Source organism: Streptomyces sp. NPDC090499, from assembly GCF_044769305.1.
Classification (GTDB): domain Bacteria; phylum Actinomycetota; class Actinomycetes; order Streptomycetales; family Streptomycetaceae; genus Streptomyces.
This window is the reverse complement of record NZ_JBIVXP010000001.1, coordinates 275,714-288,115: the sequence shown is the minus strand read 5'-3', so window position 1 is coordinate 288,115 and position 12,402 is coordinate 275,714. Positions and strand designations below refer to the sequence as shown.

General features: G+C 69.7%; 8 protein-coding genes. 1 reads left to right on the top strand and 7 read right to left on the bottom strand.

The annotated features are described in order from the left end of the window. Nucleotides 1–132 precede the first annotated feature (132 nt). The 7 genes from ACIQVL_RS01330 to ACIQVL_RS01300 form a co-directional block, all read right to left on the bottom strand. Entirely contained in the window at nt 133–849 is a 717-nt protein-coding gene (locus ACIQVL_RS01330; protein ID WP_403435051.1) for an ABC transporter ATP-binding protein, read from the bottom strand. After that, nucleotides 846–1,799, bottom strand: a complete 954-nt coding sequence (locus ACIQVL_RS01325) for an ABC transporter ATP-binding protein (RefSeq protein ID WP_403473960.1) — start codon at nt 1,797–1,799, stop codon at nt 846–848. The genes ACIQVL_RS01330 and ACIQVL_RS01325 overlap by 4 nt, the downstream gene beginning before the upstream one ends. A gap of 6 nt (nt 1,800–1,805) precedes the next feature. Beyond that, the gene (locus ACIQVL_RS01320) at nt 1,806–3,587 is read right to left on the bottom strand and encodes a branched-chain amino acid ABC transporter permease (protein ID WP_403435055.1); all 1,782 of its coding nucleotides are present in this window, start codon (nt 3,585–3,587) and stop codon (nt 1,806–1,808) included. 5 nt (nt 3,588–3,592) lie between these two features. Beyond that, nucleotides 3,593–4,531 carry a branched-chain amino acid ABC transporter permease gene (locus ACIQVL_RS01315; protein ID WP_403435056.1) on the bottom strand — a complete coding sequence of 313 codons (939 nt, stop codon included), beginning with the start codon at nt 4,529–4,531 and terminating at the stop codon, nt 3,593–3,595. A 109-nt stretch (nt 4,532–4,640) separates the two neighbouring features. Further along, nucleotides 4,641–5,849, bottom strand: a complete 1,209-nt coding sequence (locus ACIQVL_RS01310) for a branched-chain amino acid ABC transporter substrate-binding protein (protein WP_403435483.1) — start codon at nt 5,847–5,849, stop codon at nt 4,641–4,643. A 569-nt stretch (nt 5,850–6,418) separates the two neighbouring features. Continuing rightward, nucleotides 6,419–6,910, bottom strand: coding sequence for a PaaI family thioesterase (locus ACIQVL_RS01305; RefSeq protein ID WP_403435058.1), 492 nt, complete (start codon nt 6,908–6,910; stop codon nt 6,419–6,421). Between the two features lie 90 nt (nt 6,911–7,000). Beyond that, a complete protein-coding gene (locus tag ACIQVL_RS01300; protein ID WP_403473959.1) occupies nt 7,001–9,295 on the bottom strand; it encodes an FdhF/YdeP family oxidoreductase in 2,295 nt (764 codons plus the stop codon). Nucleotides 9,296–9,662: 367 nt separating this feature from the next. On the opposite strand from ACIQVL_RS01300, the gene polA reads away from it, so the two are divergent. Beyond that, a complete protein-coding gene (polA, locus tag ACIQVL_RS01295) occupies nt 9,663–12,392 on the top strand; it encodes a DNA polymerase I (RefSeq protein WP_403435062.1) in 2,730 nt (909 codons plus the stop codon). Nucleotides 12,393–12,402 lie beyond the last annotated feature (10 nt).

The following is a 12,402-nucleotide window of genomic DNA, read 5'->3' as shown; positions in this document are numbered from 1 at the left end:
CGACAAGGCCCGCGCCCCGGAGAAAGGAGCGCGGGCCTTTGTGGTTTGTGGCGCCGGGCGGATCAACGCCCCGTAAGGGGCGCGGGGAGCTGTGCGACCAGCCGCATCCGGCCCGCAGCGAACCCACGACCTCTAGTCCTCACCCAGGTAGGCCTTCCTGACGGACTCGTCATGGAGCAGATCCTGCCCACTGCCCGACAGCACGATGTTGCCGACCTCCATCACATGCCCCTGGTCGGCCAGCGACAACGCCGCCTGCGCGTTCTGCTCGACCAGCAGGATCGTCGTCCCCTGCGACTTCAGCTCCAGGATCGTCGCCATGATCTTCTGCATCATGATCGGCGACAGCCCCATCGACGGCTCGTCCAGCATCAGCAGCTTCGGCTGGGACATCAGCGCCCGTCCCATCGCCAGCATCTGCTGCTCGCCGCCCGAGAGGGTGCCCGCGGCCTGCTTGCGCCGCTCGCCCAGGATCGGGAAGAGGTCGTAGGCCCGCTGGATGTCCTTCTCGATGCCCGCCTTGTCCTTCCGGAGGAACGCACCGAGCTGCAGGTTCTCCGCGATGGTCAGGCGGGGGAAGATGTGCCGGCCCTCGGGGGAGTGGGCGAGCCCGAGCGCGACGATCTTGTGCGCGGGAACCGCGTCGAGCGGCTTGCCGTCGAAGACGACCTTCCCCGAGGAGGGCTTGAGCAGCCCCGACAGGGTACGCAGGGTCGTCGTCTTGCCGGCGCCGTTGGTGCCGATGAGGGTCACGACCTGACCGGCCTCGACACTGAACGAGATGCCCTTGACGGCCTCGATCTTGCCGTAGGCGACCCTGAGGTCCTCGACCTCCAGCAGTGCGGTCACTGGGCCTCTCCCTTGGTGGTGCTGTCCGCCTCGGTGCTCTCCGCGTCGGCATCCGTGTCCGCGTCCGCGGCCTCGGCGTCGACGGCCGGGGCTGCGTCGGCGGGCGGAGCCGCGTCGGCGGTCCGGCCCTCGGCGGCGGCCTCCGCGGCCTCGACCTCGGCCGCCTCCGCCGTCCCGGGGTCGCCCTCGAAGGGCTCGCCCAGGTAGGCGGCGATGACCCGGTCGTCCGCCTGGACGACGTCGGAGGTGCCCTCGACGAGCTTCTCGCCCTGCACGAGGACGGCGACCCGGTCGCACAGGTTGAAGATGAAGCGCATGTCGTGCTCGATGACGAGGACGGCGATGCCCATGTCCCGGATGGCGAAGACCAGTTCCTCGGTGGCCCGGGTCTCCTGCGGGTTCATGCCGGCCGTCGGCTCGTCGAGCAGCAGCAGGCCCGGTTCGCTGGCCAGCGCCCGCGCGATCTCCAGCTTGCGCTGCTCGCCGTAGGGCAGGTTGCGCGCGAGGTGGTCGCGCTTGCCGGCCAGGCCGATGAACTCCAGGAGCTCCATGGCCTTCGCCTCGGACTCCTTCTCGGCCTTGCGGAAGCCGGGTCCGCGCAGCAGCGCCGACCACAGGCCCTCCTTGGTCCGCGTGTGGCGGCCCACGAGGACGTTCTCCAGGACGGTCATGTTGGCGAAGAGCCGGATGTTCTGGAACGTCCGGGCGATGCCCGCCTGCGTCACCAGGTGCGGCTTGGGCGGCAGCACCTTGCCCTGGTAGGAGACCGTGCCCTCGGTGGGCACGTACAGGCCGGTGAGGCAGTTGAAGAAGGTGGTCTTGCCGGCGCCGTTCGGTCCGATCAGGCCGACGATCTCGCCGCTGTTGACCGTGAAGTCCACGGACCGGACGGCGGTCAGACCACCGAAGCGCATCGTGACGTCACGGGCTTCGAGTACAGGTGTCGTCATGGTTCCTTACGCCCCTGCCTTGGTGACGGCCGGATCGTCGCTCAGCGTCGCCTGTGCCGGTACGTCGAGCTGGCCGGTCTCGTGGAACTCCAGCTGGCGGCGGCGGTTGGCGATGATGCCCTCCGGCCGGAACCGCATCAGCAGGATCAGCGCGACGCCGAAGGCGAACAGCTCGTAGTTCTGCAGGAACTGGAGCTTCTCCGGGACCAGGTAGAGCACGCTCGCGCCGAGCAGCGGGCCGCTGACGGTGCCCATGCCGCCGAGGACCACGGCGGCCAGCAGGAAGGCCGAGTTGGGCGGGGCGGCGCCGGCGAACTGGTACGGCTGCGGGTTGACGCTGTAGTTGACGTGCGCCATCACGGAGCCGGCGAGGCCCGCGAGGGAGGCGCCGAGGGCGAAGGCGATCAGCTTGACGCGGAAGCCGTTGATGCCCATGGCGGTGGCGGCGGTCTCGTCCTCGCGGATGGCGATCCAGGAGCGGCCGATACGGGAGTCGGCGGCACGGGTGAAGACGAGCACGACGATCGCGGTGACGATGAGCATCAGGAACAGGTAGTTGGCGAACCGGCCCAGGGTGAAACCGCCGACGTCGTGCGCCTCGCCCAGGTTGAACCCGAAGATGTTCAGGTCCGGGATCTGGGTGATGCCGTTCGGGCCGCGGGTGATGTTCGGACCGGAGTCGCCGTCCAGGTTGTTGACGGTGATGCGGAAGATCTCACCGAAGCCGAGCGTCACGATGGCCAGGTAGTCGCCGCGCAGCCGCAGGGTCGGCGCACCGATCAGCACACCGAAGACCAGCGAGGCGGCCATGCCGGTGAGGGCCGCGGCCCAGAACGGGAAGTGCACACCGGAGAACCGGGAGTACTCCGAACCGGAGACCAGGGCAGCCGCGTAGGCGCCGACACCGAGGAACGCGACGTAACCGAGGTCGAGCAGGCCGGTGAGGCCGACGACGATGTTCAGGCCGAGGGCGACGGTGGCGAAGATCAGGATGTTCACGCCGACGTTGGCGTTGTGGTCGTCGCTCTGGGTGAAGGGGAAGATCACGGCCGCGACGAAGGCGAGCGCCGAGGCGAACCCCTTGTGGTGCGCCGCGGTGGTCGCGAAGCGGTCGACGAGGCCGGTGTGCATCAGGCCCCAGGCGGCGAAGACGACCAGGAGCAGGAAGCCGATGAAGGTCTCGCTCGCGTCGTTGTCGATGCCGATGCCGTAGGTGAAGGCCACCAGGGCGATCGCCACGCCGGCGGTGATGATGCCGCGTTCGGCGAGCGGCGTCGCCTTGCCGGGAACGGGCAGTTGGGGCTTGGCGAGGTAGCCGCGGACGCCGGTGCCCGGCGCGGGGTGGGGCAGGGCGAGGGCGCCGAGGACGGGCAGCGCGGAGGCCGCCATCGCCACGTAGGCGCCGGGGTCGAGGTTGACCAGGCCGCCGAGGTCGACGGCGATGGCGATGCCGGTGAACCAGCAGACGGCGAACGCCGACAGGGCCGTCAGGAAGACCGGGGAGGTGGCGCCCGCCGGGTTCAGCCAGCGCAGCCCCTTGACGTCCCACAGGGTGAGCCCGAACAGCAGCGTGAGGACGCCGCCCACCAGGGCGAGGATCTGCAGGCCGGCCGGGTAGCCGTAGACGGTCAGGTCACCGGGGAACTCGGAGGTCCAGGTCCAGCTCATGAAGGTGCTGGCGACGGTGCCCACCGCACCGACGGCGATGAGCAGCCGGGCGACGGACAGGGGCAGCCGGATCGGCCCGCGCTCCGGTGCGGCAGGGGAGTTGGTCGTGGTGTCGGTCATGCTGCTCACGCCCTGTCCGCGACGCGTTCGCCGAGCAGACCCTGTGGTCTGAAGAGGAGTACGAGGATCAGCAGGACGAAGGCCCACACCGAGGCCCAGCCGCCACCGCCGAGCTGCTGCATGCCCGGGATGTTGGCGATGTAGGCGGTGGCCATGGCCTCGGCGATGCCGAGGACGAGCCCGCCGAGCATGGCGCCGTAGATGTTGCCGATGCCGCCGAGGACGGCCGCGGTGAACGCCTTCAGACCGGCGATGAAGCCCATGTCGTAGGAGACGGAGCCGTACTTGAGGCCGTACGAGACACCGGCGACGGCCGCGAAGAAGCCGCCGATCGCGAAGGCGATGACGATGATGCGGTTGGTGTCGATGCCCATCAGCTGGGCGGTGTCCGGGTCCTGGGCGGTGGCCTGCATGGCGCGGCCGGTGCGGGAGAGCCGGACGAACAGGGCCAGGATCGCCATGCACAGCGGCGCGGCGATGATCAGGAAGATGTCACCGCTCTGCACGGTCACGGAGCCGATGTGCACCGGACCGAACGGCAGTTGCGGGAAGACCCGGGCGGTCTTGGCGTCGCCGTCGACGTGGTACCAGTTGAAGACCGCCTGCTGGAGCGCGAGCGACAGGCCGATCGCGGTGATCAGCGGGGCGAGGCGTGGTGCGCCGCGCAGTGGTCGGTACGCGAAGCGTTCGGCGCCGACGGCGATGAGGACGGCGACGAGGGCGCCGCCGATGAGCATCGCCGGCAGGGCTACCCACATGGATATGCCGTCCGGCAGGAGAAGGTAGACCGTGAGGGCGCCGAAGCCTCCGGTCATGAAGATCTCGCCGTGGGCGAAGTTGATGAGCTGGACGATGCCGTACACCATCGTGTAGCCGATGGCGATCAGACCGTACATCGAGCCGAGGAACAGCCCGTTGGCCAGCTGCTGCGGCAGGGTGTTCACCGCATGGCCTCCATGTGGTGGGGAGAGTCAGGGGGGCGGTAGAGGGCGGGCCGCGCGGTGACGGTGGTCTGTGCCGCGCGGCCCGGGTGCTGCGATGTGCTTCGGCCGACTACTTCGGGTTGGCCGTACCGCTCTGGACGGACGCCCACTTGCCGCTCTTGACCTGGTAGACAGTCAGCTGCTTGTTCGTGGTGTCGCCGTACTCGTCGAACGAGATCTTGCCGGAGATGCCGTCGAAAGAGGTGTTCTGCACGGCGCCGACGATCTGGGAGCGGGCGTCGTCCGGGATCTTCCCGTCCTTCACGACCTGGCCGACGGCCTTGATGATCGCGGTGGTGGCGTCGTAGGAGTACGAGCCGTAGGTGCCGTAGTCACCGGGGTACTTCTTGGCCTTGTAGGTGGCCACGAAGTCCTTGGCGGCGGGCAGGGTGTCGACCGGGACGCCGATCGAGGTCACCAGGTCGCCCTCGGCGGACGCGCCGGCGGTCTTGATGTAGGTGTCGCTGAACATGCCGTCGCCGCCGAACAGCGGGATCTTGGCACCGGCGGCCTTGAGCTGCTTGGTCAGCACCTCGGACTCGTCGTACTGGCCGCCGTAGTAGAGGATGTCGGCGCCCGAGTTCTTGATCTTCGTGACCAGGGTGGAGAAGTCGCGGTCGCCGGTGTTGACGTGGTCGGTGCCGATGACCTTGCCGCCCTGCTTGGCGAACTGCTCCTGGAAGATCTTCGACAGACCCGCGCCGTAGGTCTGCTTGTCGTCGACGACGAAGGCCTTCTTCTTCTTGGCGACGTTGTAGGCGTAGTCCGCGGCGTAGGCGCCCTGCAGGGCGTCCGTGGTCGCGGTGCGGAAGTACGTCTTGAACGGGCGGGACTTGCTCGTCTGCCAGTTCTTGCCCTGGGTCAGCTCGGGCGCGGTGTTCGACGGGGAGATCTCCACCAGGTTGGCGGTGGCGAAGACCTGCTGCATCTGCGTGGCCACACCGGAGTTGAGCGGGCCGACGACGCCGAGCACCGTCTTGTCCGAGACGAGCTGGGTGGCGTTCTGCTGGCCGGTGGCCGGAATCGCCTTGTCGTCCAGCGCCTTGATCTTGAAGGTGACGCCAGGGACGGTCTTGTTCTTGTTGGCGTCGTCGACGGCGATCTGGGCGCCGTACTGGATGCCGAGACCCGTCGCGGAGTTCTGACCGGTCAGCGGGGCGTCGACGCCGATCGTGACCGTCACGTTGCCGCTGTCGCCGCTCTTGCTGTTGTCGTCGCGGGAGCCGCAGGCGGTGAGGGTCAGGGCTCCGGTGGTCAGCACGGAGGTAAGAATCACCAGAGAACGCTGTCGCACAATCGATCCTTTCCGCGGGCATGCGCCCCCTCGCGGGGAACGACGGGTGCCGCGCCGGTACCGAACTCCCTATGGAGCGGTGACTGGCCGTGACTCTAAGCGCGGGTGAGGAACGTGGAGGAGTGCTTGTCGAAGGCTGTGACGCTCTTGTTATGACACGAGGTAATGCAGAGCGGTACATCGTGGGGGGAAAGCAGGAATTGAGCCCGATTCGCCCCGTCCGCATTCTGAGAACCCGCAGGACCCGGCATGATCCGTTCAGGCGTCTCGGCGGTTTTGGGCATTACGTCAGGCCGTTGCTGTGGGCGACTTTCGAGGTGGGCGAGGACCGCGGCGTGCCCCGGGAACTGGGGTGAAACAGCGAATGGGGATTACATGCGTATTACGTAGAGTTACGTCGAGGAAAGAAAGTCAAGCCTTCGGAACTTTTTCGCATTTCCCGGCGGGGTGCGCGGCGGCGGCGCCGGCCGTCCGCGGGGCTTCCCCGGCGTTCTCTTACCGGGCGCTGACCTCGGCACGCGCTGCCGAGGCCGTCCGCCCCGCCGGGGTGCCGGTCAGGCGCCGGCGTCCCGGAGGTGGACCTCGTCGCCCGGGCGCACGTCACGCAGCAGGCAGGTCAGCCGCGCGCTGCACACCCGCCGCCCCTCCTCGTCGCTGATCACGATCTCGTACGTCGCCGTGGAACGCCCCCGGTGCACCGGCGTGGCCACGCCGGTGACCAGGCCGGAGCGGGCGCCGCGGTGATGCGTGCAGTTCAGGTCGACACCGACCGCGATCTTCGAACTGCCGCCGTGCAGCATCGAACCGACCGAGCCCAGGGTCTCCGCCAGCACCGCGCTGGCACCGCCGTGCAGCAGCCCGTACGGCTGGGTGTTGCCCTCCACCGGCATGGTGCCGACGACCCGTTCCGCCGAGGCCTCCACGATCTGCACGCCCATCCGGTTGCCGAGGTGGCCCGCCGAGAACAGGGCCTGCAGGTCGACGCCGAGCGCGGCGTACTCGTCGATGACCTGCTGCGGGAACTTCACGTGCTGCTGCTCGCCCATGGGCCGGCTCCGTTCGTCGTGCGGCTGTCCGTCTCGGCTGAGCAAACGCTCAGTCGGCCGCCGATTCTTCCAGACGCACTGAGCGGGCGCTCAGACGGCGGCTCTCGGGTGCGGCACGCCGGCCTCCAGGCGGATCACCACGGACTTGCTGGCCGGGGTGTTGCTGATGTCCGCCGTCGAGTCGAGCGGCACCAGCACGTTGGTCTCCGGGTAGTACGCGGCCGCGCAGCCCCGGGAGGTCGGGTAGTGCACCACCCGGAAGCCCGGCGCCCGGCGCTCCACGCCGTCCTTCCACTCGCCGACCAGGTCCACGCACGCCCCGTCGGCGACGCCCAGCAGCCGCGCGTCCTCCGGGTTCACCAGGACCACCCGGCGGCCGTTCTTGATGCCCCGGTAGCGGTCGTCCAGGCCGTAGATCGTGGTGTTGTACTGGTCGTGCGAGCGCAGCGTCTGCAACAGCAGCCGCCCTTCGGGCAGTTCGGGGTACTCGACCGGGGCCGCCGTGAAGTTCGCCTTGCCGGTGGCCGTCGGGAAGCGCCGCTCGTCCCGCGGGGCGTGCGGGAGCGCGAAGCCGCCCGGGTGCGCCACACGCGCGTTGAAGTCGTCGAAGCCGGGGATCACGCGCGCGATACGGTCCCGGACCGTCGCGTAGTCCTTCTCGAACTCCTCCCACGGCGTACGGCTGTTCTCGCCGAGCACCCGGCGGGCCAGCCGGCACACGATGGCCGGCTCCGACAGCAGGTGCGGGCTCGCGGGCTCCAGCCGGCCGCGCGAAGCGTGCACCATGCCCATGGAGTCCTCGACGGTGACGAACTGCTCGCCGCTGCCCTGGAGATCGCGCTCGGTGCGGCCGAGCGTCGGCAGGATCAGCGCCCGCGCGCCCGTGACGACGTGCGAGCGGTTGAGCTTCGTCGACACGTGCACGGTCAGCCGGGCCCGCCGCACCGCCGCCTCGGTGACCTCCGTGTCGGGCGTCGCGGAGACGAAGTTGCCGCCCATCGCGAAGAAGACCTTCGCCTCGCCGTCGCGCAGCGCACGGATGGCCCGGACGACGTCGAAGCCGTGCTCGCGCGGCGGCGCGAAGCCGAACTCCTTCTCCAGGGCGTCGAGGAAGGCCGGGGCCGGCCGCTCGAAGATGCCCATCGTGCGGTCGCCCTGCACGTTCGAATGGCCCCGGACCGGGCACACGCCCGCACCGGGGCGGCCGATGTTGCCGCGCAGCAGAAGGAAGTTGACGACCTCCCGGATCGTCGGCACCGAGTGCTTGTGCTGGGTGAGCCCCATGGCCCAGCAGACGATGGTGCGCTCCGAGGCGAGCACCATGGCGAGGGCCTTCTCGATCTCCTCGCGGGTGAGTCCGGTGGCGGTGAGCGTCTCGTGCCAGTCGGCGGCGCGGGCGGCCGCCGCGAACTCCTCGAACCCGTGGGTGTGTTCGCGCACGAACTCCTCGTCGACCGCGCCCTCGCTCTCCAGCACGAGCTTGTTGAGGAGCCGGAACAGGGCCTGGTCGCCGCCGATGCGGATCTGCAGGAACAGGTCGGTGAGCGCGGCGCCCTTGAGCATGCCCTGGGGGGTCTGCGGGTTCTTGAACCGCTCCAGGCCGGCTTCCGGGAGCGGGTTCACGCTGATGATCTTCGCGCCGTTGGCCTTGGCCTTCTCCAGCGCGGAGAGCATCCGGGGGTGGTTGGTGCCCGGGTTCTGCCCGGCCACGATGATCAGGTCGGCCTTGTACAGGTCCTCAAGGTGGACACTGCCCTTGCCGATGCCGATCGTCTCGCTCAGCGCCGAGCCCGAGGACTCGTGGCACATGTTGGAGCAGTCCGGCAGGTTGTTGGTGCCCAGCTCGCGCGCGAACAGCTGGTACAGGAACGCGGCCTCGTTGCTGGTCCGCCCCGAGGTGTAGAAGACCGCCTCGTCGGGGGAGGAGAGCGCCGCGATCTCCTCGCCGATGATGTCGAAGGCCTGCTCCCAGCCGACCGGCTCGTAGTGCTCGGCGCCCTCGGCGAGATACATGGGGTGGGTGAGCCGGCCCTGCTGGCCGAGCCAGTAGCCGCTGCGGTGGTGCAGGTCGGCGACCGAGTGCGCGGCGAAGAAGTCGGGGGTCACCCGCCGCAGGGTGGCCTCCTCGGCCACCGCCTTCGCGCCGTTCTCGCAGAACTCGGCCGCGTGCCGGTGGTCGGGCTCCGGCCAGGCGCAGCCGGGGCAGTCGAAGCCGTCCTTCTGGTTCACCCGCAGCAGCGTGAGCGCGGTGCGCTTCACACCCATCTGCTGCTGGGCGATGCGCAGCGTGTGCCCGATCGCGGGCAGCCCCGCGGCGGCGTGCTTCGGCTCCGCGACCTGCGGGGCGTCCTGGACCGGGTCCTCCTTGGGCGGCTTCGTCGCCATCGCACGCTCTCCCTCTACGCCGGCACCAATGCCATGTGCACCCGATACTCGCACGCGCCACCGACAACCATCGAGCACGGGCGGCGCAACCATCGAGCACGGGCGGCGGCGGAGAACGGAGCCCGTGGCTGGGAACGGAACCCGCGGTTCGGAACGGAACCTGCGGCGGAGAACGGAACCCGTGGCTGGCAACGGAACCCGTGGCTTGCGGGGCCGCCGCCTTCGGTCCCCGGATCCTTCTCGCCGCAGCAGATCTTTCCCGCCCGCAACGGCGATCAGCCACGACGGTGCAGTCCGGCGGCGCCGAGCTCAGCGCAACCCGAACCGTCGGCCCTCACTGTCAGTGCGGCGTGGCAGGATCGGGGGCGTGGCAGAGACAGCAGCGAAGCAGACCGACAAGACCCCCGGCGGCCCCCGTCCCCGGCTGATGCTCATGGACGGGCACTCGCTGGCGTACCGCGCGTTCTTCGCGCTGCCCGCGGAGAACTTCACGACCGCGACGGGGCAGCCGACGAACGCGATCTACGGCTTCGCTTCGATGCTGGCCAACACCCTGCGTGACGAGGCCCCCACGCACTTCGCGGTGGCGTTCGACGTCTCCCGCAAGACCTGGCGCTCCGAGGAGTTCACCGAGTACAAGGCGAACCGCTCCAAGACCCCGGACGAGTTCAAGGGCCAGGTCGAGCTGATCGGCGAGCTGCTCGACGCCATGCACGCGCAGCGCTTCGCCGTCGACGGCTTCGAGGCCGACGACATCATCGCCACCCTCGCCACCCAGGCCGAGGCCGCCGGCTTCGAGGTCCTGATCGTCACCGGCGACCGCGACTCCTTCCAGCTGGTCACCGAGCACACCACGGTCCTCTACCCGACCAAGGGCGTCTCCGAGCTGACCCGGTTCACCCCGGAGAAGGTTTTCGAGAAGTACGGCTTGACGCCCGCCCAGTACCCGGACTTCGCGGCCCTGCGCGGCGACCCGTCCGACAACCTCCCCGGCATCCCCGGCGTCGGCGAGAAGACCGCCGCGAAGTGGATCAACCAGTTCGGCTCCTTCGCCGAGCTGGTGGAGCGCGTCGACGAGGTCAAGGGCAAGGCCGGCCAGAACCTCCGCGACCACCTGGAGTCCGTCAAGCTCAACCGCAGGCTCACCGAGCTGGAGCGCGGTGTGGAGCTGCCGAGGACGGTCGCCGAGCTGGAGCGTGCGCCGTACGACCGCAAGAACGTCGCGATGATCCTGGACACCCTGGAGATCCGCAACCCGTCGCTGCGCGAGCGGCTCTACGCCGTCGACCCCGGCGCCGAGGAGGCCGAGTCCACGCCGGTCGCCGAGGCGGGCGTGGAGGTCGACGGCACCGTCCTCGGCACCGGCGAGCTGGCCGGCTGGCTCGCCGGGCACGGCACGGAGCAGCCGCTGGGTGTCGCCACCGTCGACACCTGGGCGCTCGGCACCGGTTCGGTCGCCGAGGTCGCCCTGGCGGCGGCCGGGGGAGCGGCGGCCTGGTTCGACCCCGCCGAGCTGGACGAGGCCGACGAGAACGCGTGGGCGGCCTGGCTGGCCGACGCCGCCCGGCCCAAGGTCTTCCACAACGCCAAGGGCGCCATGCGGGTCTTCGCCGAGCACGGCTGGACCATCGAGGGCGTCACCATGGACACCGCGCTCGCCGCGTACCTGGTCAAGCCCGGCCGCCGCTCCTTCGACCTGGACGCGCTGTCCCTGGAGTACCTGCACCGCGAGCTGGCCCCGGCCGCCGCGGCCGACGGCCAGCTGGCGTTCGGCGCCGACGACGGCGCCGAGGCCGAGGCCCTGATGATCCAGGCCCGCGCGATCCTCGACCTCGGCGAAGCCTTCGGGACCCGGCTCCAGGAGGTCGGCGCCGCGGACCTCCTGCGTGACATGGAGCTGCCCACCTCCGCCCTGCTCGCCCGGATGGAGCGGAACGGCATCGCGGCCGACCGCGCGCACCTGGAAGCGATGGAGCAGATGTTCGCGGGCGCGGTGCAGCAGGCCGTGAAGGAGGCGCACGCGGCGGCCGGCCACGAGTTCAACCTGGGCTCGCCCAAGCAGCTCCAGGAGGTCCTCTTCGGTGAACTGGCGCTCCCGAAGACCAAGAAGACCAAGACCGGCTACACCACCGACGCCGACGCGCTCGCCTGGCTCGCCGGCCAGACGGAGAACGAGCTGCCGGTGATCATGCTCCGGCACCGAGAGCAGGCCAAGCTGCGGGTCACGGTCGAGGGCCTGATCAAGACCGTCGCCGCCGACAGCCGCATCCACACCACGTTCAACCAGACCGTCGCCGCGACCGGCCGCCTCTCCTCCACCGACCCGAACCTCCAGAACATCCCGGTCCGCACCGACGAGGGCCGCGCGATCCGCCGGGGCTTCGTCGTCGGCGAGGGCTTCGAGTCGCTCATGACCGCCGACTACAGCCAGATCGAGCTGCGCGTCATGGCCCACCTCTCCGAGGACGAGGGCCTGATCGAGGCGTTCACCTCCGGGGAGGACCTGCACAACACGGTCGCCTCCCAGGTCTTCGACGTCGACCGCTCGGCCGTCGACGCGGAGATGCGCCGCAAGATCAAGGCGATGTCGTACGGCCTCGCGTACGGTCTCTCCGCCTTCGGCCTCTCCCAGCAGCTGAACATCGACGCGGGCGAGGCGCGGGCCCTGATGGACACGTACTTCGAGCGCTTCGGCGGAGTCCGCGACTACCTGCACCGTGTCGTCGACGAGGCGCGCGCCACCGGCTACACGGCGACGCTCTTCGGGCGCCGCCGCTACCTCCCCGACCTCAACAGCGACAACCGGCAGCGCCGGGAGGCGGCCGAGCGGATGGCACTCAACGCGCCCATCCAGGGCACGGCGGCCGACATCGTCAAGATCGCCATGCTCCGGGTGCACGGCGCGCTGCGCGAGGCGGACCTGAAGTCCCGCATGCTCCTGCAGGTCCACGACGAAATCGTCCTGGAGATCGCCCCTGGCGAGCGGGACCGGGTCGAATCCGTCCTGCGCGACCAGATGTCCAACGCGGTCCACCTCCGCGCTCCCCTGGACGTCTCGGTGGGCGTGGGCCCGGACTGGGAATCGGCGGCGCACTGACGCCTACGGC